The organism is Cupriavidus sp. Agwp_2 (genome assembly GCF_040784895.1).
Classification (GTDB): Bacteria; Pseudomonadota; Gammaproteobacteria; order Burkholderiales; family Burkholderiaceae; genus Cupriavidus.
This window is the reverse complement of sequence record NZ_CP088083.1, coordinates 1769513-1794605: the sequence shown is the minus strand read 5'-3', so window position 1 is coordinate 1794605 and position 25093 is coordinate 1769513. Positions and strand designations below refer to the sequence as shown.

Sequence of the window (25093 nt, the reverse complement as noted above, 5' to 3'; positions counted from 1 at the left end):
ACGCGTCTCGCAGGCGCGGGCCTGCGGCGGTGGTTCAGGCCGCTGCCAGGCCCTGCTCGAATAACAGGGCCTCCAGGTCACGCCGCCGCAACAGGCCCGCCATTTCCGGCTTGCCTGCCCAAAGGCGCTTCATCGCCCGGATCTGCGCCGGGATGTCGGCGAGGCGCCCTGCCTGAATCGCATCGCGGATGGCGCGCATCTCCTGGTAGCGATCACCGGCTGCATTGAAGGAGGCCCCACGGTTGTAGGCAAGCGAAACCAGCGCGCCCAGGCAATCGGGCGTTAGGCTCTCCGCGGCGGGTGGCAGCGCCGCGAGCGTGCGGCCGATAAAGCGCGGCATCACGGTCTTCTTGAACACCGCGTCCGCAGCGGTAAATGGCACGTCGACCGACTTTACCTGCGGCAGGATCTGCTTGGCAGTCTCGCCCGTCTTGCCGCAAGCGGGCTTTAGCGTACCGACAGCAGGACCGCCGATGGCCTCGTCCCAGTCAGTCGCGAGAACCTCCGCCGTGACGTAGCCGATGTCGTATCCGATACCAATCGTGACGCCCGATTTGCCGTGGGGCCAGACCGGATGGCGATACAAACGGTTGTAGGCGGCTTCGCTGCTCACCTCGAACGCAACGATCATGTCCATCGCACGTGTGGAAACCGTCGCCGTTCCCAGCAGCATGGTGCTTTCCGGGGGCGGATTCTCATGTTCGAAGAGCTTGCGTTCCTCATCTGGCGAAGTGTCCGAGGCATCCAGAAGCCCTGGCGTGCTGATCGTCTCGGCGAGCAGTTCATCGAAGGAAGACATGTGCGATCCCCTTGTGGGCTGTCCATCCAGCTTCGCTGGCGCCGGGGCGGTCAACGTAGCCGTGCGGACGGGCAGCCGGTGCTGGGGAATGACATCAGGCCGCGACCGGACAGTCGTGAGCAGGCCATTGGCGGCCTGCTGCGTGGCGCCATGCCCACCGATCCCCCAAGACAGTGGACACGACCAGAGATTCGTTCTCCAGGCACCTCATAAGAGACTTCACGGCCTGCCAGGATCCATCCAGGACATGGCCGGAATCCCGGCTTGCGTTGCCTTATCAAGAAGTCTCTGCCGATGCAGGGAAAATCGTGAAACCCGCTGATTGGCCACCGGGAGGTAGGCTTGATGAGGATGCGTCTATAAACCCACCGGGTTCTTATCCCTTCACATATTGGCCATGCAAATTTTCTGCGATTGGCTTCTGCCACAAAACGGCAGTCGCAGCGATGGAATCGCGAGGAAGCGCTCTCGTATGCGCTGGATACAGGCTGATTGGATGTAATTTAGTTGATTGCCAGATCGGCCACAAGTAGATAGCGACGCAGGGCTTCGCCGCTAAAGAAACTGCGGATCCTTTTGCTTTATTGGGATAAAGGAAACGAAAATATGCGAATGAAGAATGCTTCTCTTAATTTCATTTATGTAACACTGTGAAATTAATTTAAATCTCCCTTTTCTATATTTTTCATCGCGTGCCGGTAGCGAAAGGGAATGCTATGCGGCCTGGCCTACGCAACTACTACTCGATGCCCGGCTGATAGCCGGTGACACCCACGAGTCGATAGCCCGCGCTCTTCATTGCATTGAATGCCGCCTGATATTGCCCCGACGGTACGCCGTGTTGCACGGTCCATGTAGATCCTTCCCCCTTCTCCCAGATCGCGGCGTAGTGCGTCGCATTTCCGGCACTCCATGCGCTGATTCGTACGGGACGATAGCCTTGCCGGGACAGCCGGTCATATTCCTGCTTGTAAACCTTTGCCGACATCCCGTGATGCGTTTCCCAGGCTGCGCCAGTTTTCTTCTCCCAGATGGCGGCGTAGCGGTCCTGCCCCTCACGCACGTACCCACTGACGTCGATAAGGCGATAGCCATCTGTGGTGAAGCGCTCGAACTGCCGTTGATACTGGCCTGGCGTCATGTCGTGCCGCGCCACCCATGCGATGCTCCCGCCTTTTTCCCAGATGGCGGCAAAGCGAACCTGGTCGCCGACGGCGTACCCAACCACATGGACCGGGCGATATCCTTGATCGACCAGGCGGTTGAACTCTTGCTGATACTGGTCAGCAGTCAGGCCATGACGCGTCTTCTGGTCAGGACCCGAGGTCTTTTGCCAGATTGCGGCGTAGCGCGCTTGTCCACCGACCGCATAGCCGCTGAGATCCACGAGCCGGTATCCCTGGCCGGCAAGCGTGTCCTCCGCGTGTTGCAGCTCTTCAGCGGTCAGCGCGTGCCGGGCCTGCCAGGCCGGCCCCTGCCTCATTTCCCAGATGGTGGCGAAGCGCGGCTCACCCGGATTCTGGGGGACAGGCGGATCCATTGAGACAGGGGGGGCCGCCGGCGCGGTAGCAGTATCCGGCCCGGCAGGAATGGGAACAGACTTGCTGACGCGCTCACCGTTCCCTGGCTCAGGAGCCGATGCCTTGTTGGCGGAGCGGTCGTACCAGACATAGGCGCCAGCCGCGCAAACCAAAACTGCCGCGACGCCTGCCAGGGCCATGCGCGTACCGGGCGCCGGCGCGGCCCTGCGCCCGGTTTCGCGCTCCTGGCTTGTCGGCACGTGCTTCGACTGGACGTAGGGGCGCAGGGCATTGATGAGCAGGCGAACGTCAGATTCCCAACGCGCGTGCGAGAGCTCGACGCCGTTGCGAAATGCCAACTCCTGGATGTCGTCGGGCAAATCCTCTGCACGGGGCATCCTGGCGCCATGCACCAGAACCGGTATGACCGGAATGTCGCGCCGAAGCGCCGATGCCGTTTCAAGGCGAACGAAATCCGCCGAATCATCAAGTCTTCGCGCACCCGACGCGTCGCAAATCGTAAGCCAGCTCTTGCCGATAATGGTAAGCAGGACTGCGCAAGAGGCGACATGTTCGTCAATCACGCGGCGAAAGTCCCGGCCCGGCTCGATATCAGCGACGTCCATGAACACCGCGTCGTTGCCAAAATGCTCGGTGAGGTCGTCAAACAGGCGTCCAGCCTGCCCCTCGGCATCATCACGGCGGTAGCTGATGAAAATCCCGCGCATGCCCGTCTCCCGGAGGGAAATTGCGAGTCGAGGCGGCAGTGGCACAGGCCTCGATCCGACATGGCGCTTCCCGACGGTGCCTGACCCGGGATCGGCATGTCACAAGACCAACTAATACCAGGATGTGGTTCCACGCAAGCAAGCCAGGACGCTCGGGGCCTGGCCCCACTTCGTACCTCCCTGCTACTGCGGATGGGGCACTGTATCGCGGGCTGTAAAACGTCGGTCAAGCCGTAACCCTGAGGGGCTGCGGAGTGCACTTTCCGTATCGAAGTGTTTCAGCCAGTTAACCGAATGTCGAATTTTTCCGTTATGGCGTATCTCCTTCCGCCGCGTCACGTTTGAGCAGCATCCCTCTTGGCGCCGTGCACCCCGTGCATATACTGAACAGCGTCGTCGAACGTTCGTCGCAGCGCCAGCATGATGACGGTCGCGAGCGCTGATGCCAGCGCGCAGCATGCTCAGGCATACACATACGGGTGACCCGACCGGAACTCCGGTCGCCAGCAGTGAATCATCAATGGAGAAGATGATGGAAACAGGCGATCATCCGAAGCCGTTTTATAAATCCCTCTACGTGCAGGTCATCACCGCCATTGTCCTCGGTGTCATCCTTGGCCATTTCTACCCGCAGGCCGGCGAGGCGATGAAACCGTTGGGAGATGGCTTCATCAAGCTGATCAAGATGATCATTGCGCCGATCATCTTCTGCACGGTCGTGGTGGGCATCGCCGGCATGGAAGACATGAAAAAAGTCGGCAAGACCGGCGGGCTGGCACTGCTGTACTTTGAGGTCGTGAGCAGCATTGCGCTGTTGGTTGGCCTGTTGATCATCAACATCGTCAAGCCCGGCGCGGGCATGAACGTCGATGTATCCACCCTCGATACGAAAGGCATCGCCGCCTATACCGAGCCCGGCAAGATGCAAGGCACGGTCGACTTCCTGCTGCACGTGATCCCGAACACGGTGGTGGATGCCTTTGCCAAGGGCGAGATCCTCCAGGTGCTGCTGTTTGCAGTCATGTTCGGCTTCGCGCTACACAGGTTTGGCGGCCGCGGCACGCTGGTGTTCGACTTCATCGAGAAGTTTTCCCACGTGCTGTTCACCATCGTCGGGTACATCATGAAGGTCGCGCCGATCGGCGCCTTCGGCGCCATGGCCTTCACGATCGGCAAGTACGGCGTGAGCTCGCTGCTGCAGCTTGGCCAGCTGATGGCGACCTTCTACGCCACTTGCCTGCTTTTCATCTTCGTCGTGCTGGGCACGATCGCGCGGCTGCATGGCTTCTCGATCTGGAAGTTCATCAAGTACATCAAGGAGGAACTGCTGATCGTACTGGGCACGTCGTCATCCGAATCGGTGTTGCCACGTATGATGGCCAAGATGGAAAACCTGGGTGCCAGAAAGTCCGTCGTCGGACTGGTGATCCCGACCGGCTACTCCTTCAACCTGGATGGCACATCCATCTACCTGACCATGGCGGCGGTGTTTATCGCCCAGGCAACCAACACCGACATGAGCCTGACGCAGCAACTCACCCTGCTCGCCGTGCTGCTGCTGACCTCAAAGGGCGCTGCCGGCGTAACCGGGAGTGGCTTCATTGTGCTTGCGGCTACGCTTTCAGCGGTGGGGCATGTTCCGGTGGCAGGGCTCGCCCTGATCCTCGGCATTGACCGCTTTATGTCAGAGGCGCGCGCCCTGACCAACCTGATTGGCAACGGCGTGGCCACGGTGGTGGTGGCGAAATGGACCGGCGACCTCGACGTCGAGCGGATGCGCCGCCGGCTTGATGACGAGTCCGACGTTGAGGCCGATGAACCGGAAGTTGTGCTCGACCAGGTCGCGACCCATATGCCCGTCGCCGACCCCACGGCGACCCGGTAGGCGGAAGGCGTGTCGTCGCCCTGACGCCGTGGAATGTGCCCGGCGGCCCCATCCTGGCCGCCAGGCTTACCTCTGGCCAGACCTTACCGCGTGCCGGCGCTGCAGCAATAGGCCAGCAGGAACGTATGGGTTCCCGGGCTGTTCGTCACGATCGCCCGCATGTCCGTATTCAGCTTCGCCATCGCGGCGGTCACATAGTCGGGCGCAGGCAGCTTGCCATTGTTGAAATCGTGCACGGCGACTGCGACCGGCTTGTTGTCCCTGGTCTTCGGGGAAGCGAGGCTTCGGTCTTCCTGCGCGAACCGCTGGTCGCGCGTGGCAACGGCGCCGACCTGCCCGCCGCAGTATCCGTGGGTTCCTGACATGATGTGGATCGTGTTGCCATCGCCGCTCAGTCCGGCGGCGATGGTGTTCAGTGCGCCTGCAACATCCCTCACTGTGCAGGGATCATGGAAGCCCCAGATCTGTACGGCGTTGGGGGTTTTCTGGGTGATATTAACCAGGGTGGCCATGGCTTGATCTCCTTGAGAGCTTTGACAACGGCAAAGGACCAGGGCCCGATGTCGCGCGCAGGCGCGTCCGTGAGCGAGAACGTTCGCGCAGCAGCGTGTTCGACATCCGGCGCTGGCGGGGGGCGCTACAGTTCGCGGGCGTGGGTCTGGCCGGGCCAGACCCCGGTCATCTCGATCACACGACGGCCCGTCAGCCATTGCCCAAGCGGGTTGGGCCAACTGAAGCCGTAGTGATCACTGTTGATCATTCCCTGGAACTTCACGTCCACCTTGATGTTGGTGGCGCTGAGCGGAATGTTGCCAACCGTTTTTGAAATGCCGCCGGTCAGGGAAAATTCGTCCTTCTGCGGACCTTTCGGGGTGTCGTAGCTCATCTGGATGTGCGTGATGTAGGTGCATCCCGGCTTGTTGTCGAAGAAGATCTCGAACGCGCCAAGCCGGGTGATCCAGTTCGGAATCAACAGCGTCCCGTCAAACGAGGCAAAGGTATAGGCGATCGGAATGGGAGCCGAGGCGAGTTGCTCCGCCTGGTACGGCCAGAGATGCTGATCCACGCTCTTGTTCTGGCTGGTGGAAACAAACGAGCCTTTGCCGTTGGCGCCGCCGAGCATGTCATGGACGGCACTGGCCGAACCGGCAATGGAAAAGGACGAGCTGTTGTCCTGCGAACCCACATTCAGCCCGCTATGCGCATAGACCGCGCTGGTCACCACCCCGAATCCTTGCGCCATCTGTCCGTTCGAACCCATGCTGACGGACTGCGCTTGGTCGGAAAGCCACTTGAGCGTATCGGGCTTGCTGAGCAATGTCAGGTCGCTGATGAAAGTTTCCGACGCGATGCTGAACTCGGATGCCACCGACCCCACCGATGCGAAATCCCACTTCACCTCCACGCCCGCCGTGACCTTGGTGCCGGTATCCGGGTCGGTCCCGGAACCGTCCAGGTTCACGTTGGATTCGGTGCGCTGGACATTGCTGGACGACAGCTTCCATTGATTGGGGATGCCGCGCGTGCTCAGCGCAAGCCCGGGCGTCTCTTCCCGGACCAGCGTGAAGTCGCCGCTGTCCGGAGAGACGAAGCCGACGGCGCCTGGCTTGATGTTCGGGGCCAGCGTCCAGTTGCCCCAGTAGGCCGGACGGCCATTTCGTATCAGGTCAGTGAAGGAACGATTCCAGTTCATGGTTCTACTCCCTTGCAAGCGATTGGGATCGGAAGGACTGTGCGGAATTGGTGCCTGCCGCACAGTCAGTGTTGGCGTTGCAGGGGGGGCAAACAATTACTCCGAATGCGTATTCCTACGCCTGCGCTTGCCAGCGATGAGGAAAGGACGTCCGTGCCTAGCACTCCGAGCGGTGTCTTTCAGCGCTTTGCAGCTGCCTGGCAACCAGCATGAGATCCGCCAGTGCCTTGAGCCCCGTCTTGGCGCGGATATTCTCGATATGCTTGCTGACGGTCCGTGGACTGATGCGAAGATCCCTGGCTATTTCCTTGGCTGTCAGGCCAAGTTCCAGCTTTCGCAGGATCTCTTTTTCACGATCGCTCAGGATTTCGTGCCCTGAATTCTCTAATGGATGATGGTTGTCAACGACATTGCCACGGTGTATCGCGAAGGAAACGAGCCTGGACGTGGTGTGGATATCCAATTTCCTGGATATGTTGTTTCTGTGCTTCCTCACGGTGAACAAGGTAACGCCGAGATTTGTCGCAATTTCATTGGTGCTCATGCCTTTGGCGATCAATGAAAGAACTTGCGACTCTCGTGCGGTCAGCTTTGGCGGGGACAACGCACCCTGCTGCCGTCGAGGATGGCCCTATGGGCGTGAAGCGGAACGCTGGTGGAGGTTCGTGAACAGCCATTCCGTCTGCCGCAGGCGGGCCCTGCGGCATCGCCAGAAAGGGCGGCGGTCACGGAAGGCATATGCCGCCTCCTGATCTAGAGACGAGCCTGGCCACCCCCGTGGCGAAGTCGGATGACTTGAAAGATGTGGATTGCTTTATACCGGCGCTGAAGATTGCCGATGGCGTTCCCGTCCAATATTTATTATTGTGGTTCTGCTTTATCTGACATTGACCACATTGATTTATTGCATTTCTACTATCTTAGCAGCGTGGCATGCCGTGATAATTTTTATTGTTTAAAGCCAGATGTTAGGGGGGCTAATATCTTGCCGCGTCGAAGCTAGAGGCGGCACGGCAGGATTGCGCTGCGCGTGCCTGGTCGCGGGCCTGCCCCCAAGGGAGAAGCACGCCCAGCGGTGAGCCTGCGTGCCGTTGCGGATTTCAAGAAGATCAAAGGGATCCCGGCGCGGGGCCGGGCCCGAAAAACGTGCAGATCAGAATTAAACGGCGCGCAGTTGCACTTTGACGGCCATCTCCTACGCTGCATCCATTGCGGACAGGTTATCGGTCACTGGCCGGAGAATCGGGCTGGCCTGCGCTCGATGAAATGCGCAACCCCCTCGGTGAAGTCCTCGCTCTGGATGCTTTCGAACATCTCGGCATTGGCGACCCGCGTGGCTTCGGCCAGTGACTGGAACGGTTGCTCCCACAGTTGCCGCTTCATCACGCGGATGGACCGGGGTGAAACGTTCTCGGCCAGGTCGTCGGCATAGTCAAGCGTCGTCTTCATGAGCGCGTCCGCATCGACCACACGGTCGACGAGGCCCATCCGCAGCGCCTCGTCAGCCAGGACCTTGCGCGCCGAGTACAGCAGGTCGGCCGCATGGCCGGGGCCGACCACGCGCGGCAGCAGCCAGGAAATGCCGTGCTCGGCAATCAGGCCCCGACGCGCGAACGCGGTGCTGAACGCGGCATTGGCGCTGGCGAAGCGCATGTCGCTGTACAGCGCGAAGACGAGGCCCAACCCCGCTGCGGCGCCATTGATCGCCGCGATCACGGGCTTGCGCATGGCCGGGAAGTAGCCATAGCGGGTCTGGTAGTCGGCGCGCCGGTTCATGTCGAACGGGCGCATCCACTGGGCGGCGCGGATATCGCCCGGCGGCAGCACTTCGAGTTCGTTGATGTCCATGCCGGCGCAGAAGCCCTTGCCCGCGCCGGTCAGCACCACCACGCGGACGTTGTCGTCGCGATCGACTGCCTCCATGGCGTCGCGCAACTCGGCCTCCATGACCTTGGTCAGCGCGTTGAGTTTGTCTGGCCGGTTCAAGGTGACGACGGCGATCCGCTCGCTTTTTCCTGCGCGAGCAACGGTAACCTGACTGTACATAGTGCGATGCCTTTCGATGTCGTGATTTTCGGTGTCGTGTTTCGGAGTCGTGATTAGGGAAGCTGGACGGATCTCGGCTCCAGGAACTCTTCCAGCCCGTGGACGCCGCCTTCGCGCCCGACGCCGGACAGGCCGAAGCCGCCGAACGGTGCCGCGGGGTTGAATCGGGCGCCATTGACGTCCACCTGCCCTGCCCGCAGCGCGTTGGCGACCGCTTCGCCGGCGCTGTCATCGGCAGCCCAGACCGTGGCAGCCAGTCCGTAGCGCGTGCCATTGGCCAGGGCGATCGCCTCGTCGACGCTGTCGTAGCACAGCACCGCCAGCACCGGCCCGAAGACCTCCTCCTGCGCCAGCCGGCTGTCCGGTGCGACATTGCCGTAGATGGTCGGCGCGACAAAATAGCCGGTCGCGGGCACGGGTGCATCGGCACCGCCGGCGATCCGGTCAAAGCCTGCCTGCTCCGCTGCAGCGATATGCGCCTGCACGCGCTGGCGCTGCAGCGCCGACAACAAGGGGCCGACCCGGGTTTCGCCATCGGCGGGATCGCCGAGCTTCATCGCTGCCGCCGCCTCCGCCAGCAGTTGCCGGCAGCGCGGGTAGTCCTCGCGTGCAACGATCAGCCGGGTGGTCGCGCTGCAGGTCTGCCCCGAATTGAGGAAGCACGAACTGATCGTCGCCTTGACCGCCCTGGCCAGATCCGCGCCCGGCAGCACCACGGCCGCCGACTTGCCGCCCAGTTCCATCGACACACGCTTCATGTCGCCGGCGGCCTGCGCGGCGACCTTGCGGCCGACCACCGTGGAGCCAGTGAACGAGACCATCTGGACGCCGGGATGCAGGACCAGCGCCTCGCCGACCGCCGCACCGCCCAGCACAAGATTGAGGACGCCCGGCGGCAGCTTCGCCTGTTCGCACGCGGCCATCAGCCGTTCCGTGACGGCAGGGGCCAGTTCTGACGGCTTCAGCACCACCGTGCAGCCGGCCAGCAGCGCGGGCGCCAGCTTGGCCGTGATCTGGTGCAACGGGTAGTTCCACGGCGTAATGGCGGCCACCACACCGACTGGTGCCAGCGTCACGCGGGAATTGCCGATCGTGCGGACGAAATCGAACGTGTCGGCCAGCGCCGCCGCGGCGCGCCAGGCCGCGATCGGCGCATCGACCTGGATGCGGCGCGACAGCTTCAGTGGCATGCCGACTTCGCGCGAGATCTCATGGGCGAGCTCCGCCGCGCAGCCTTCCAGCGCGTCGGCCAGCCCATTCAGATACGGCGCCCGCCCGGGTGCGCCCAGCGCGTGCCAGCCAGGCTGGGCCCGCGCTGCCGCCGCCACGGCTTCGGCCACATCGTCCGCGGTGCCCAGGCGGACCTCGGCCAACGGGGCTTCGGTCGCTGAATCGTAGACGCGGATCGATTCGCTGCCACGCATGGGACGACGTGCGCCGTCGATATAGTGTTGGGTCAACTGCTTCACTGCGACTCCCTTGTCTTGCGGTGTTCGAGAAACGCAGCCATCACGCGCTGCGGTTCGCCATCGGCATAGCATTCGAGCTGTGCCCGGATGCCGGCGACACAGGCCTCGTCGAAGCCCGGCTGCGTCATGGCGCGAAAGCGCTGCCTGGACAGGCGCACGGCAGTCGGCGGCAGCGCCGCGAGCAACCTGGCCTGCGCCAGCGCCTGTGTCATCAGTTCGGCCTCGCCGCACAGTGCCGTCACCAGGCCGATGTCGAAGGCGCGCTGGCCACTGACCAGTTCGCCGGACAGCGACATTTGCACGTTATGCGTGTGCCCCACGTGCAGCGTCATCAGATAGGACCCGACTATGCTCGCCAGGCCGGCCTTGACCTCCGGCTGTCCCCAGCGGCTGTCTGCCGTAGTCAGGCGCCAGTCCGCGCACAGCGCCAGCTGGAAACCCGCGCCTGCCGCTACGCCCCGCACGGCGGCCACGCAGGGCTTGTCCAGGTCGCGGACGGCCTGGTACATCGCCCGCTGCCGGTTCAGCCAGGGCACGAGCTGCTGCCATGTCACGGCGGCCGCCTCATCGAGGTCTTGCCCGGCGCAGAAGGCCCGCTCGCCGGCGCCGGTCAGCACGATGGCGCGCACCGACGGTTCGGCGTTGAGCCGGCCCAGCGCTTCGATCAGCTCGCCGCGCAGGACGTCGTTGACGGCGTTCATGCGGGCCGGGCGGTTCAGCGTGACGATGGCGATCTCGCCATCCTGTTCGACACGTATGGCTTCCATGTTTCAATTCCCTTTGAGTTCCACCACGGCATCGACTGCCATGACACCTTCGCCGGCAGCCATCACCATCAGTGGATTGATGTCGACCGATGCCAGCACGGTGCGGTGACGCAATGCCCAGTCGCCGAGCGCGACCGCCGACGACGCCAGCGCCTCCAGGTCGAGCGCCGGGATGTCGCGATAGCCATCGAACAGCGGCGCCAGGCGCAGCCGTGCGCAGGCCACCTTGACATCTTCGGCCGTGAACGGCGCCAGCAGGGTAACGACGTCCTTGCGCAGTTCGAGCAGCGTGCCGCCCTCCCCGATCATGACCAGCGGCCCGAACACGGGATCGACCGAGACGCCCAGCGCAAACTCATGGCGGCCCTTGACCATCGCCGCCACCACCACCCGTGGCGCTGCCACGCCCAGCCGCTGCAGCGTATCGAGGCAGTCCTGCGTCGCGCGGGCCACGCTCGCCGCATCGGTGAGCCGGAGATGCACCAGGCCATGCTCGCTCTTGTGCGGGATCTCGGCCGCACAGCCCTTGACCACCACCGGAACCCCGCCGAGCGCGTCAAACGCTCTCACCGCCGCATCCATGCTGTCGCACAACCGGTGGGGCACGGCCGGTACGCCGGCTTCGGCGAGCAGGGCCAGGCTATGGGCTTCGTCCTGCAGGCCGCCGCCGTCGAGCTGCTGTGCCTCAGGCCAGGCCGCTGCCGTTGCCATTGCCGTTGCCGCATCGGCCAGCCGGTGATGCGCGGCGTATTGCGCCAGCGCTGCAATGGCATCTGCTTCGGTGACAAAGGCCGGCACGCCGTGTCGCACGAAGACCTCGCGCACCGATTGTTGCGGCGCGCTCGCCACCAGCGGCTTGGCATGCCCCGCGCTGAAGGCGGCGGCATCGCGCGCCAGCGCCTCGACGTCGTAGCCGGGACCGGCCACCGGAATGCCGACCATCACCATATCGGCCTGCGTATCGGCGCCCAGCGCCTGGAGCACGCGCGGAAACATGTCGCCCTTGCCCAGCAGCGCCGCGGTCATGTCGAGCGGATTGCTGGCCGTGCCGAACGCGGGCAGGATCGCGCCCAGTTCGCGCAGCGTTGCAGGCTGCAACCCGGTCAGCGGCAGGTCGTGCCGTTCGGCCAGGTCGGCCGCCATGACGCCCACCGCGCCGCTATGGCTCATCACCACCGTGCGGCCCTGCCCCGGCGGTCGCTGCTGCAAATACAGCGGCACGGCGCGAACCAGCTCGCCGATATCGCGCGCACGCCAGATGCCGTGACGGGCCAGGAACGCATCGATCGCCGCGTCGTTGCCGACCAATGCACCGGTATGCGAGGCCGCCGCCATTGCGCCGCGCTGGCTGTTGCCAGCCTTGATCGCCACGATGCTGGCGCCACGCGCCCGGGCTACTGCCGCCGCGCGGGCAAGCTGTGCCGGATCGGAGACCGATTCGAGGTAGACCAGGATCAGCCGCACCTCGGGGTCCGCCGCCACGGCCGCGGTCATCGCGCAGGCGTCGAGGTCGGCGTCGTTGCCCGTCGCTACCAGGTAGCGCACGCCGTAGCCGGCCTGGCGCAGCAACGCATAGGGCATGACGCTCGCCGCGCCGCTCTGGCTGATGATCGCGATCGGGCCATCCTGGGGCGCCACCTCCATGAACATGGTCGAAAAATTGAGCACCGCGCCGCTGGCAAAGTTGGCCGTGCCTTGCGCGTTCGGCCCCACCAGCCGCATGCCGCTGTCATTGGCCACCGCCACCAGTTCCTGCTGCCGCAGGCGTCCGGCCTCGCCCGTCTCGGCGAAGCCCGAGGCCATGATGACCGCAGCCTTGACGCCGGCGGCGCCGCACTGGCGCACCTGCTCGAGCGTGGCATCGCCGGACACGGCAATCACCACGGCGTCCGGCGCTTTGCCGATCGCACCGAGATCGGGGTACGCACGATAGCCCTGGATGACCTCGCGCGCCGGGTTGACCGGAAACACCTCGCCCGTGTAGCCGAAGGTGCGCAGGTAGTGGATCGGGCGTCCGCCCACCTTGTTGGGGTTGTCCGAGGCGCCGATCACGGCCACCGAGGCTGGCGAGAACAGGGCGTCGAAGGTTGCGGCGGTCTTAGCCAAGGCTCGCTCCCGATGCCTTGACCACCGGCGACCACTTGCCCGCGTCATGCTGGATCAGCCTGGTGAAGTCGGCCGGCGTGCCCGGCAGCGGCCGGGCACCCAGCGCGGCAAGCTGTTTCTGCACGTCTGCCTGCGCAAGCACGGCCTGAAGTTCGCTGTTCAGGCGGCGGATCACGTCTGGCGTGGTCCCCTTCGGTGCAGACAGGCCGAACCAGATCGTCACGTCGAAGCCCGGCAGGCCGGCCTCGGCAATCGTCGGCACCTTGGGCAGCGCTTCCGAACGCGTCGCGCCGGTCACGCCGAGTGCCTTGACCTTGCCTGTGCTGATGTACTGCACCTGGCTTGATACCGTGTCGAACATCATCGAGATGCGTCCGCCAAGCAGGTCGGTGAACGCCGCCGCCGAGCCCTTGTACGGCACATGGACGATGTCGATGCCCGCCATCGACTTGAACAGTTCGCCGGACAGGTGGTTGGAGCTGCCGTTACCGGCCGAGCCGAAGGTCAGCGTGCCCGGCTTCTGTCTTGCCAGCGCCAGCAGTTCCCTGACGTTGCTGACCGGCAGGTTGCTCGGAACCACCAGCACATTGACCGTGGCGGCCACCGAGCCCACGGCATCGAACGACTTGACCGGGTCCACCTTGAGCGAGCGGTAGAGCCACGGGTTGATGGCCATGGTGCCGGTGGTGGCAAAGAACAGCGTGTAGCCATCGGGTGCCGCCTGCGCGGCGGCCTCGGTGGCGATGGTGCCGCCGGCGCCGCCGCGGTTGTCGATCACCACGGCCTGGCCGAGTTTCTGCGACAGGTGCTGGCCGATCAGCCGCGCCATCGCATCAGTGGGCCCGCCGGCCGGAAACGGCACGACCAGGCGGATTGGTTTGGCGGGATAGCCGGTAGCGGCGGCAGCGGCGGCGCTGAAGGCGGCCGGGGCGGCAGCGACCAGCAAGGCGCAAAGCGGTCGCCGGAATGCGCGAAGCACGGCGGAAAAGCGCGGCATGTTGTCTCCAGATGTTCATAAGCCCTCTCTCTGCCAGGAGGGATGAACTTAGTGTATGGAGTCCCGAGCTAACGCAAAAGAGTAGAATCGTTGATATCTGATATCTAGTTTTTGGATGGGATGAGGCCGTGAACCTGAAACAGCTTGAAACCGTGGCGCTGGTGGCCGAAGTGGGGTCCCTGTCACGTGCTGCCCGTTCGCTGGGAATCGCCCAGTCGCTGGTGAGCCGCGCCATTGCCCAGGTCGAAGCCGAATGGGGCGACCGGCTGTTCGAACGGACCGGCCGGGGTGTGGTGCTGTCGGAGTTTGGCCAGCGGATCTTCCCCCATGTCCAGTTACTGCTGGCCCAGTCGGTACGGCTGCGCGACGAGGTCAAGGACGCGGCGGGCGTGCCGGTCGGTCAGGTAAGGATCGGCGTGCTGCCGTCAATGGCGCCACGCCTGATTCCGTCGCTGTTCGAGGACCTGCGCACCAAGGCGCCGGGCGTCCGGCTGCGCGTGGCCGAAGGGTTCAGCGGACAACTCGATGAGGAGCTGGAGTCGGGCCATCTCGATCTTGCAGTCATCAACCGCTATGGCCCCGGGCCGCGACAGAACGAAGATGTGCTCGCCCAGGTCGCCACCTACCTGATCTGCGCGCCCGGGCATCCGCTCGCCGGGATGCCAACGGTGGCGTTCCGCAAGCTCGACGGCCTCCCGCTCGTCCTGCCGCCGGCGCCCAACGGCCTGCGATCCATTCTCGACCAGCACGCGCGCCAGCTCGGCATCTCGCTGGATGTGGCACTGGAAGTGGAATCGCTGAATACGATGAAGGAGGTTGCGCTCGCTGGTGGCGCCTTGACGATACTCCCGGTCCTGGCAGTGGATAACGAGGTTGCCGCCGGTCGCTTGTCAGCAGTCGAGATCGTCGAGCCGCGCCTGACACGGACCATTGCGATGGGCGTCACGCGACATCATCCGTTGTCCCGGGCGGCGCGACTCGTTCTTTCCAGGCTTCATGCCTTGGTGCCTGAAGTCGCAAGGAGCGGGCGTGCCTAGCCGCCGGAGCCTTTCTGGCTGAGGGATTCCCGGCGCGCGGGCATTTCAATTGCAGGGCGTACCAGGGAGCGGCGTCCCATAACTGGTTACCCCGTAGCAGGTATCGCCAGACTTGAGCGCAACGCCCTCGTCGTTCGCTTCCGGATCGAGGGGAAATTTTCCGACCTTGGTGCAGCAGAAGCGAAATCCCGTCGAAGGCGCTGGGGAATTCGCCACTGCCGGGGAAGTCATGGCGGGTCGCTCGGCCGGCGCGGGTTGCTCGGGGGGCGGAATGTTCTTCGTCACTTGCGCAGCCCTGGGGGATGGCGCAGGCGGCGGAACATTCCTCGTTGCCAGGGGAACCTTGGCGGGTTGCTCAAGTTTTGGAACGCTTTTTGGGGTCGTGGGAGCCTTGGGAGCTTGCTCGACGGTCCGGTCCTGTGTGCCAGCAGAGACGCACTGACTGTTCTCGCAGATTCGCTCGCCTTTGCACTGCATATCATATTGGCATCCGGCGGCCCCGGCGTGAGCCGCAAAGCCAGCCGCCATGGTTATGCCGAGAAGCACGCCTAGCGTTTTCATATCTAGCCTTGGCTCCTAGCCGTTTTGGCGCCTTTCGCGCTTCCCTCAGGACGGGCGCTCATGCGCCAGCCCCGAGCCCGTCGTCCTACCGAGCGGGGCACCATTTCCAGTATGGAATGCGCGCGCGTTGAGTGCCACCCTGGCCTACCGTTTCACTCTCATAAGCCTTGTGGTTATATAGATGATCGCGATAATTACTTGCAGCAATAAGCAAGGCACGAGCACCTGCTGGGCAGGAGCAAAACCTCCAAAGCAAAAACCCCTCGCAGCACACGCTGTCGAGGGGTTTTGCACAATAAGAGCCTGGCGATGACCTACTTTCACACGGGTAGTCCGCACTATCATCGGCGCGGAGCTGTTTCACGGTCCTGTTCGGGATGGGAAGGGGTGGTTCCAGCTCGCTATGGTCACCAGGCATAAGGGGGTGCAGCGCTGAGGTTGAGGCCAACGCTGCGAATCGGGATGTAGTCTTGGGTTGTGCGTATTGTGCCAACCGAGGGCACCGACACGATCACACACACCAGGTGAAACACACTGGTTATAGGATCAAGCCTTACGGGCAATTAGTACTGGTTAGCTTAACGCATTACTGCGCTTCCACACCCAGCCTATCAACGTCCTGGTCTCGAACGACCCTTCAAGGAGGTCAAGCCTCCAGGGAATCCTCATCTTCAGGCGAGTTTCCCGCTTAGATGCTTTCAGCGGTTATCTCTTCCGTACATAGCTACCCTGCGATGCCTCTGGCGAGACAACAGGTACACCAGCGGTACGTCCACTCCGGTCCTCTCGTACTAGGAGCAGCCCCCGTCAAGATTCCAACGCCCACGGCAGATAGGGACCAAACTGTCTCACGACGTTTTAAACCCAGCTCACGTACCTCTTTAAATGGCGAACAGCCATACCCTTGGGACCGGCTACAGCCCCAGGATGAGATGAGCCGACATCGAGGTGCCAAACACCGCCGTCGATATGAACTCTTGGGCGGTATCAGCCTGTTATCCCCAGAGTACCTTTTATCCGTTGAGCGATGGCCCTTCCATTCAGAACCACCGGATCACTATGTCCTGCTTTCGCACCTGCTCGACTTGTCGGTCTCGCAGTTAAGCACGCTTTTGCCATTGCACTTTAGGTACGATGTCCGACCGTACCAAGCGTACCTTCGAACTCCTCCGTTACACTTTGGGAGGAGACCGCCCCAGTCAAACTGCCTACCATGCACTGTCCCCGACCCGGATTCACGGGCCAAGGTTAGAACCTCAAACAAACCAGGGTGGTATTTCAAGGACGGCTCCACGTGAACTAGCGTCCACGCTTCAAAGCCTCCCACCTATCCTACACAGATCGGTTCAAAGTCCAATGCAAAGCTACAGTAAAGGTTCATGGGGTCTTTCCGTCTAGCCGCGGGGAGATTGCATCATCACAAACACTTCAACTTCGCTGAGTCTCGGGAGGAGACAGTGTGGCCATCGTTACGCCATTCGTGCAGGTCGGAACTTACCCGACAAGGAATTTCGCTACCTTAGGACCGTTATAGTTACGGCCGCCGTTTACCGGGACTTCAATCAAGAGCTTGCACCCCATCATTTAATCTTCCGGCACCGGGCAGGCGTCACACCCTATACGTCCACTTTCGTGTTTGCAGAGTGCTGTGTTTTTATTAAACAGTCGCAGCCACCATTTTATTGCAACCCCTTCACCCTTCTGGCGCAGGCCAGTCAAGCTACCAGGGCGTACCTTATCCCGAAGTTACGGTACCAATTTGCCGAGTTCCTTCTCCCGAGTTCTCTCAAGCGCCTTAGAATACTCATCTCGCCCACCTGTGTCGGTTTGCGGTACGGTCTCGTATGACTGAAGCTTAGAGGCTTTTCTTGGAACCACTTCCAATTGCTTCGCAGCACTAGGCCGCTCGCCCCACATCCTTGAATTCCGCGCCCGGATTTGCCTAAGCGCCTTCTCCAATGCAGGGACCGGGACTTCCAACACCCGGACAACCTTCCGCGATCCGTCCCCCCATCGCATCATACGACGGTGCAGGAATATTAACCTGCTTCCCATCAGCTACGCATCTCTGCCTCGCCTTAGGGGCCGACTCACCCTACGCCGATGAACGTTGCGTAGGAAACCTTGGGCTTACGGCGAGGGGGCCTTTCACCCCCTTTATCGCTACTCATGTCAGCATTCGCACTTCTGATACCTCCAGCATCCTTTACAAGACACCTTCACAGGCTTACAGAACGCTCTCCTACCACGCGTGCGCTCCTTTAAATCCACTTAGCATTTTCACCACCACGATCATTGGTGGTGGCTTTGTCGATGCTGCGCATCGACAAGCTTGGTGCACTTAAAGGAACGCACGCGTCCGCAGCTTCGGTGACTGGCTTAGCCCCGTTACATCTTCCGCGCAGGACGACTCGATCAGTGAGCTATTACGCTTTCTTTAAAGGGTGGCTGCTTCTAAGCCAACCTCCTGACTGTTTTAGCCTTCCCACTTCGTTTCCCACTTAGCCAATCTTGGGGACCTTAGCTGGCGGTCTGGGTTGTTTCCCTCTTGACACCGGACGTTAGCACCCGATGTCTGTCTCCCGTGATTGCACTCTTCGGTATTCGGAGTTTGCTATGGCGGGGTAATCAGCAATAGACCCCCCAACCATGACAGTGCTCTACCCCCGAAGGTGACACACGAGGCACTACCTAAATAGTTTTCGGAGAGAACCAGCTATTTCCAGATTTGTTTAGCCTTTCACCCCTATCCACAGCTCATCCCCTAACTTTTCAACGTTAGTGGGTTCGGTCCTCCAGTACGTGTTACCGCACCTTCAACCTGGCCATGGATAGATCATCTGGTTTCGGGTCTACACCCAGCGACTCAACGCCCTGTTCGGACTCGCTTTCGCTACGCCTGCCCTAATCGGTTAAGCTTGCCACTGAATGTAAGTCGCTGACCCATTATACAAAAGGTACGCCGTCACCCCGCTTTAAGCGCTCTCGCGCTTAAACCGCTTTGCGCGCCAGCAGTGCTATTTCACACTGGTGTCTTTTGACGATTTTTACTGTCGTAAAAATCGCCGAAAGCGCTTAAAGCGGGGCTCCGACTGTTTGTATGCATGCGGTTTCAGGATCTATTTCACTCCCCTCCCGGGGTTCTTTTCGCCTTTCCCTCACGGTACTGGTTCACTATCGGTCGATCACGAGTATTTAGCCTTGGAGGATGGTCCCCCCATCTTCAGACAGGATTTCACGTGTCCCGCCCTACTTGTCGTACACCTAGTTCCACAACGCTGTTTTCGCATACAGGGCTATCACCTGCTACGGCCGGGCTTTCCATCCCGTTCTGCTAACAATGCTGCTAAAGAGTACAAGGCTGTTCCCATTTCGTTCGCCACTACTCTGGGAATCTCGGTTGATTTCTGTTCCTGCAGCTACTTAGATGTTTCAGTTCGCCGCGTTCGCTTCCCACACCTATGAATTCAGTGTGGGATGACCCATTCGGGCCGGGTTTCCCCATTCGGACATCTCCGGATCAAAGCTTGTTTGCCAGCTCCCCGAAGCTTTTCGCAGGCTACCGCGTCCTTCATCGCCTGTGATCGCCAAGGCATCCACCACATGCACTTGTTCGCTTGACCCTATAACAAGTGTGTCTCAAGCTTGCGCTCTATGACACCGCTCACTACAGGTTGAGTTCTCGCATTTGTGCCGTATTCCAAGTCATCTTTCGATCACTTAAATACATTTTGGTTGATACAATCACAACCCGGTATCGCGTTGGTACTGCAGCGTCTCATCAACGCTCGCGCGACACCTTTACTACATCCCATATTGTTAAAGAACAGCCGATCGTTCCGATCGCTTGGCAATGCCAAATGCAAACGCTCAATCCTTAAGCGCTTGCATTTGGCCACCTGGCCTTAACCAACAAACTACCGATAAGTGTGGACGCTCAACCTGGGATGCACGCTCTGAAAGGAGGTGATCCAGCCGCACCTTCCGATACGGCTACCTTGTTACGACTTCACCCCAGTCATGAACCCTGCCGTGGTAATCGCCCTCCTTGCGGTTAGGCTAACTACTTCTGGCAAAACCCACTCCCATGGTGTGACGGGCGGTGTGTACAAGACCCGGGAACGTATTCACCGCGGCATGCTGATCCGCGATTACTAGCGATTCCAGCTTCACGTAGTCGAGTTGCAGACTACGATCCGGACTACGATGCGTTTTCTGGGATTAGCTCCCCCTCGCGGGTTGGCAACCCTCTGTACGCACCATTGTATGACGTGTGAAGCCCTACCCATAAGGGCCATGAGGACTTGACGTCATCCCCACCTTCCTCCGGTTTGTCACCGGCAGTCTCTCTAGAGTGCTCTTGCGTAGCAACTAGAGACAAGGGTTGCGCTCGTTGCGGGACTTAACCCAACATCTCACGACACGAGCTGACGACAGCCATGCAGCACCTGTGTCCACTTTCCCTTTCGGGCACCTGATGCATCTCTGCTTCGTTAGTGGCATGTCAAGGGTAGGTAAGGTTTTTCGCGTTGCATCGAATTAATCCACATCATCCACCGCTTGTGCGGGTCCCCGTCAATTCCTTTGAGTTTTAATCTTGCGACCGTACTCCCCAGGCGGTCAACTTCACGCGTTAGCTACGTTACTGAAGAAATGAATCCCCAACAACTAGTTGACATCGTTTAGGGCGTGGACTACCAGGGTATCTAATCCTGTTTGCTCCCCACGCTTTCGTGCATGAGCGTCAGTGACGTCCCAGGGGGCTGCCTTCGCCATCGGTATTCCTCCACATCTCTACGCATTTCACTGCTACACGTGGAATTCTACCCCCCTCTGACATACTCTAGCCTGACAGTCACAAGCGCCATTCCCAAGTTAAGCTCGGGGATTTCACGCCTGTCTTATCAAACCGCCTGCGCACGCTTTACGCCCAGTAATTCCGATTAACGCTCGCACCCTACGTATTACCGCGGCTGCTGGCACGTAGTTAGCCGGTGCTTATTCTTCCGGTACCGTCATCGACCCCGGGTATTAACCAGAGCCATTTCTTTCCGGACAAAAGTGCTTTACAACCCGAAGGCCTTCTTCACACACGCGGCATTGCTGGATCAGGGTTGCCCCCATTGTCCAAAATTCCCCACTGCTGCCTCCCGTAGGAGTCTGGGCCGTGTCTCAGTCCCAGTGTGGCTGATCGTCCTCTCAGACCAGCTACTGATCGTCGCCTTGGTAGGCTCTTACCCCACCAACTAGCTAATCAGACATCGGCCGCTCCTGTCGCGCGAGGCCGTTACCGGTCCCCCGCTTTCACCCTCAGGTCGTATGCGGTATTAGCTAATCTTTCGACTAGTTATCCCCCACGACAGGGCACGTTCCGATGTATTACTCACCCGTTCGCCACTCGCCACCAGGCCGAAGCCCGTGCTGCCGTTCGACTTGCATGTGTAAGGCATGCCGCCAGCGTTCAATCTGAGCCAGGATCAAACTCTTCAGTTCAATCTCTGTGTGGAAGCCTCGCGGCTCCCTCGCTCTTTCGAGCGGTCGCTCACTCTCAGAAAACTGACTGACCAGATCCAAAGACCCAGTCACGTTTTGCTGTGCGAGCACTGTATAACTTGTAAGCTGAAAGACCGAGGTCTTTCGCATCCGTTAATCAAGCGCCCACACTTATCGGTGTTTGTTTGTTAAAGAACTCCCGCGATTCGCTTTGCTGGTCGCGTCGCTGTTTGGTTAGCAGCGAAGAAACGAGATATTAAAGAATTTTTTTCGATTAATCAATCATTTTCGAAAAATTCTTTATTCTGGAAAACACGCTCTTTCGAGTGAAGCCTTGCAGATCGTTTCCCTCCCCGTTACGCGGTGCCTTGCGAACGGGGGGCGAATATTAATGTCTCCATACCAGGCTTGCAAGCCCTTTTTCGAAAATAACCGCAAAGAGCCCTCTTCGGCACTTGGCAGTCAATCTACGCCTACCCAGGCGGCCGGATACGTCGCGAGATCAGCCGAAGCGCACAGGGTCATACGGCCTGGCGTCGACCCACGGCTGCTCGCCGTCCATCAACTCGGCCAGCAGCCGGGCGGTGACCGGCCCGAGCGTGAAACCCTGGTGCCCATGCCCGAAGTTGAACCACAGGCCGCGATGGCGCGGCGCCTGCCCGACGATCGGCCTCATGTCCGCGACACAAGGCCGGGCGCCCAGCCAGGGCATGTCCTCGACCGGCGCGCCCATCGGCAACAGCTCGCGCGCGTGGCGCTCGGCATTGCGCAACTGGACTGGCGTCGGCGCCGCATCCTGGTGGGCGAACTCGGCGCCCGTGGTCAGGCGCAGGCCGCGCTTCATCGGCGCCAGGAGGAAGCCGTTCTCGACATCCAGCAGCGGCAGCGTCGGCATTGCTTCGACTGCATAGTGGCGGTGGTAGCCGCGCTTGACGAACAGTGGGAAACGGTAGCCGAGCGGCCGGATAAGCGTCGAGGCCCACGGCCCCAAGGCAACGACGGCGTGGGCAGCGTTGACCGGGCCGTCGTCCGTCGTCACGGTCCAGCCGCTTCCCGCCTGCTTCAGCGTCGTCGCGTCGCCGCGGCGCACGATGCCGCCCGCCTGCGTATACAGCGCGGCATAGCGGCTGACCAGCTCGCCGGGATCGGCGACGGTCCACGGGTCGCGCCAGTGGACCGCACCGGCCATCGGGCCGCGCCACGCCGGGTCCGTTGCGCTGATGCCGGCATTGTCCAGGACCCGGTAGTCAAGCCCGTGCTGCTGCCCGATTTCGGTCGCGGCGCGCGCGGCGTCGTCGAACGCGGCGGCACTGCGATAGGCCTGCAGCCATCCCGACTTGCGCACCAGGTCGTCGGCGCCGGCCAGCGCAATGAGGCGCTCGTGCTCGGTCAGGCAATGGCGGATCAGCGCGCTGTAGGCCGTGACGGTGCCGGCATAGCGGTCGGGCGCCGATTCACGCCAGTAGCGCGCCAGCGGTGGCAGCAGGCTGGCGAGTGCGCCCGGGTGGTAATGGACATCGTTGCCCTGCCGGGCCATCACGCGCAGCACCGCCATCCATTCGCGAGGAAAGGCATAGGGCTGCACCGCTTCACGCTGGATGATGCCGGCGTTGCCATACGACGTCTCCCTGCCCGGCTCCCGCCGGTCGACCAGCACGACCGCATGGCCGCGCTGGCGCAGCGCCAACGCAGTGCAGACGCCGACCATGCCGGCGCCGAGTACAACGATGTCCTTAGTCATGATGTCTGATGCGGTGCCTGAGATCCGAGTATCCGAAACCTGATTCTGCATCGGTGGCGGGGCCCCGCGTAATATCGGTCGCAAGCAATTATTGGAATCCGTGATTGCCGGATCGGCAATCACGCTTTGGCGATGTGGGTGATCGCCTCGGCCAGGTGCTGCACAAAGGCGCGCCCCGCCGGCGGCAGGTTGCGGCGGGCAAGTGTCTGGATCTCGATATAGCGCTCGTTCATTTCTCGGTCGCGCAACGGTACTGCGGCAATGCTGCCTTCCACCAGGCGTCGCCGCACCGACAGCTCGCCATAGAAAGCGACCACGCCGCCGCCTGCCACGGTGAAGCCGACCAGCGAATCCAGGTTGTTGCTGGAAAAGACGGTCTGGTAGCTCAGCCCTTGCCGGCTGCAGCTGGTGTCCAGCAGCTGCCGCAGCGAGCTTTCCTTTGGCGGCAGCGCCAGCGGGTAGCCGATGACCTGGGACAGCGACACCTGGCGCTGGCCGGCAAGCGGATGGTCCGGCGCCATGATGGCGAGCACCGGCGCCGGATGGCGCAGTTCCACTTCGATATCGAGCTCGGGCAGGCCACTCAGCGTGATGCCGATATCCGCCTCGCCATCGCGGATGCGGCGCGCGATGTCGCCTTGCGGGCAGACGTCGAGATCGAAGCGGATCCCACCGTACTTTTCGCGGAAGCTGGCGGCCAGCTCCGGGATGAAATCGTGCGCAATACCCTCCACGCTTGCCAGGCGCACCTGCCCGACGCGCAGGCCGCGCAGCGCCTGGATATCACCGGTGACGCGATCGATCTCCTGCTGGGCACGCTTGGCGTGTGCGGCGAGCAGCTCTCCCGCCGCGTTGGGGACAAGGCCGCGGGCGCGCCTGTCGAACAGCAGCGTATCGAGTTCGCACTCCAGCTTGGCGATCTGCCGGCTTACCGCCGACGGCGCCACGTTGAGCTTGATCGCGGCGTCCTTGACCGAGCCGGTGCGCACGACCTCCAGGAAGTAGCGGACGGCGGTTTCCTGCAGGATGCGGTACGACATGGGCGGCTTTTTTGGGATGAGATCACTGCATCGACGAAGTCCATTCTATGGATTGCCGTTTTGGCAATCAAGCCTTCGAAACATTGCCACGATTCCATTCCGGATCGGTCGTACGATGGACTCAACGCGGTCACCGCCCCCCACCGCGCTGCGTCGAGTCCTAACTGCCGGAGCTTCTCCATGCGATCCACCGCTCACCGCCCCCCGTTGTTCCTCTCCGCCTGCAGCCTGGCCGCCGCCGCCGTGCTGGCGCCCCACCCGGCCGCGGCGCAGGGCGGCGGTTATCCGTCGAAGCCGATCCAGCTCGTCTTGCCGTTCCCGCCGGGTGGCGCCACCGACCTCGTCGGCCGCACGATCGCGCGCAAGCTCGGCGAACGGCTCGGCCAGACCGTGGTGGTCGAGAACCGGCCCGGCGCCGGCACCGTGGTCGCGGCGAGCTATGTGGCCAAGTCGGCACCGGACGGCTATACGCTGATGGCCACCTCGGGCACCACCTTCACTGTCAATCCCGCGGTCTACGCCAGGCTGCCGTATGACCCGCAGAAGAACTTCGAGCCGATCGGCCTGATCGGCTCGACCGGGCTGGTACTGCTGGCCAACCGCGACGTGCCGGTCAACAACCTCAGGGAGTTCGTCAGCGCGGTCAAGGCACAGCCGGGCAAGTATTCCTACGGCTCGTTCGGCGCCGGCACCACTGCGCACTTCGCCGGCGAGGAACTGCTGAATCTCACCGGCACGAAGCTGCTGCACGTGCCATACAAGGGCAGCGCGCCGGCCATGACCGACCTGATCGGTGGCCAGATCCCGTTCAGCGTGGATACCGTCGCGGCGGCGATCCCCCAGCTGAAGTCCGGCAAGATCAAGGCCATCGCGGTCACCACGGCAAAGCGCTCGACCCTGCTGCCCAATGTGCCGACGGTGGCGGAAAGCGGTTATCCCGGCATGGATGCCAGCACCTGGATCGCGCTGGTCGGGCCGCACGGCCTGCCCCCCGAGGTCCGGGCGAAGCTGGAGAAGGCGCTGGCCGACACCATCGCCGATCCGGCCACGCGCAGCCAACTGGCGGACAGCGGCATCGAGCCTTCGTTCGCACCCGGCAAGCAGGTCGCCGCCATGATCGACAAGGAAATCCCGCAGATGCGCGCGATCGCGCAACGCGCCAGCATCAAGCTCGACTGACCTTCCTGGCACGGGCCGGTGCCGGCTGATGC

At 61.9% G+C, this 25093-nt stretch carries 15 protein-coding genes and 3 rRNA genes; 3 read left to right on the top strand and 15 right to left on the bottom strand.

The genetic code is table 11. The annotated features are described in order from the left end of the window. Positions 1 to 34 precede the first annotated feature (34 nt). Both LPA45_RS08290 and LPA45_RS08285 read right to left on the bottom strand, forming a co-directional pair. Complete coding sequence (locus LPA45_RS08290; RefSeq protein WP_116323047.1) at positions 35 to 799, bottom strand: hypothetical protein; 765 nt, start codon at positions 797 to 799, stop codon at positions 35 to 37. 739 nt (positions 800 to 1538) lie between these two features. Next, positions 1539 to 3047: a TIR domain-containing protein gene (locus LPA45_RS08285; RefSeq protein ID WP_317920071.1), complete on the bottom strand. Its 1509-nt coding sequence runs from the start codon at positions 3045 to 3047 to the stop codon at positions 1539 to 1541. A gap of 532 nt (positions 3048 to 3579) precedes the next feature. Between LPA45_RS08285 and LPA45_RS08280 the strand changes: the two genes are divergently transcribed. Then, entirely contained in the window at positions 3580 to 4932 is a 1353-nt protein-coding gene (locus LPA45_RS08280) for a dicarboxylate/amino acid:cation symporter (protein ID WP_317920078.1), read from the top strand. 83 nt (positions 4933 to 5015) lie between these two features. Here LPA45_RS08280 and LPA45_RS08275 read toward each other — a convergent pair whose 3' ends face one another. The 8 genes from LPA45_RS08275 to LPA45_RS08240 all read right to left on the bottom strand — a co-directional run bounded on the left by LPA45_RS08275 (position 5016) and on the right by LPA45_RS08240 (position 14010). Next, complete coding sequence (locus LPA45_RS08275; protein WP_116323049.1) at positions 5016 to 5444, bottom strand: hypothetical protein; 429 nt, start codon at positions 5442 to 5444, stop codon at positions 5016 to 5018. Positions 5445 to 5569: 125 nt separating this feature from the next. Next, entirely contained in the window at positions 5570 to 6625 is a 1056-nt protein-coding gene (locus LPA45_RS08270) for a hypothetical protein (protein WP_317920072.1), read from the bottom strand. Between the two features lie 157 nt (positions 6626 to 6782). Further along, entirely contained in the window at positions 6783 to 7169 is a 387-nt protein-coding gene (locus LPA45_RS08265; protein ID WP_147316304.1) for a helix-turn-helix transcriptional regulator, read from the bottom strand. A 683-nt stretch (positions 7170 to 7852) separates the two neighbouring features. Beyond that, positions 7853 to 8671, bottom strand: a complete 819-nt coding sequence (locus tag LPA45_RS08260; RefSeq protein ID WP_116323052.1) for an enoyl-CoA hydratase — start codon at positions 8669 to 8671, stop codon at positions 7853 to 7855. 53 nt (positions 8672 to 8724) lie between these two features. Beyond that, positions 8725 to 10140: an aldehyde dehydrogenase family protein gene (locus LPA45_RS08255; RefSeq protein ID WP_317920074.1), complete on the bottom strand. Its 1416-nt coding sequence runs from the start codon at positions 10138 to 10140 to the stop codon at positions 8725 to 8727. After that, positions 10137 to 10907, bottom strand: coding sequence for an enoyl-CoA hydratase/isomerase family protein (locus LPA45_RS08250; protein WP_317920075.1), 771 nt, complete (start codon positions 10905 to 10907; stop codon positions 10137 to 10139). Before LPA45_RS08250 ends, LPA45_RS08255 begins: the two co-directional genes overlap by 4 nt. A 3-nt stretch (positions 10908 to 10910) precedes the next feature. Then, positions 10911 to 13013, bottom strand: a complete 2103-nt coding sequence (locus tag LPA45_RS08245) for an acetate--CoA ligase family protein (RefSeq protein ID WP_317920076.1) — start codon at positions 13011 to 13013, stop codon at positions 10911 to 10913. Next, the gene (locus LPA45_RS08240; RefSeq protein ID WP_317920077.1) at positions 13006 to 14010 is read right to left on the bottom strand and encodes a tripartite tricarboxylate transporter substrate binding protein; all 1005 of its coding nucleotides are present in this window, start codon (positions 14008 to 14010) and stop codon (positions 13006 to 13008) included. The genes LPA45_RS08245 and LPA45_RS08240 overlap by 8 nt, the downstream gene beginning before the upstream one ends. Positions 14011 to 14138: 128 nt before the next feature. On the opposite strand from LPA45_RS08240, the gene LPA45_RS08235 reads away from it, so the two are divergent. Beyond that, complete coding sequence (locus LPA45_RS08235) at positions 14139 to 15047, top strand: LysR family transcriptional regulator (RefSeq protein WP_116323057.1); 909 nt, start codon at positions 14139 to 14141, stop codon at positions 15045 to 15047. Between the two features lie 862 nt (positions 15048 to 15909). Here the strand turns inward: LPA45_RS08235 and rrf are convergent. From rrf to LPA45_RS08210, 5 genes are all read right to left on the bottom strand, one after another. After that, positions 15910 to 16023 (bottom strand): 5S ribosomal RNA (rrf, locus tag LPA45_RS08230). 127 nt (positions 16024 to 16150) lie between these two features. Then, positions 16151 to 19231 (bottom strand): 23S ribosomal RNA (locus LPA45_RS08225). A 336-nt stretch (positions 19232 to 19567) separates the two neighbouring features. Next, positions 19568 to 21101, bottom strand: a 16S ribosomal RNA gene (locus LPA45_RS08220). Together the 16S, 23S and 5S rRNA genes form the textbook arrangement of a ribosomal RNA operon. Before the next feature lie 502 nt (positions 21102 to 21603). After that, a complete protein-coding gene (locus tag LPA45_RS08215) occupies positions 21604 to 22842 on the bottom strand; it encodes an FAD-binding oxidoreductase (protein ID WP_317925699.1) in 1239 nt (412 codons plus the stop codon). A gap of 119 nt (positions 22843 to 22961) precedes the next feature. Beyond that, entirely contained in the window at positions 22962 to 23882 is a 921-nt protein-coding gene (locus LPA45_RS08210) for a LysR substrate-binding domain-containing protein (protein WP_116323509.1), read from the bottom strand. A gap of 180 nt (positions 23883 to 24062) precedes the next feature. On the opposite strand from LPA45_RS08210, the gene LPA45_RS08205 reads away from it, so the two are divergent. After that, complete coding sequence (locus LPA45_RS08205; RefSeq protein WP_116323510.1) at positions 24063 to 25061, top strand: tripartite tricarboxylate transporter substrate binding protein; 999 nt, start codon at positions 24063 to 24065, stop codon at positions 25059 to 25061. Positions 25062 to 25093: the final 32 nt, after the last annotated feature.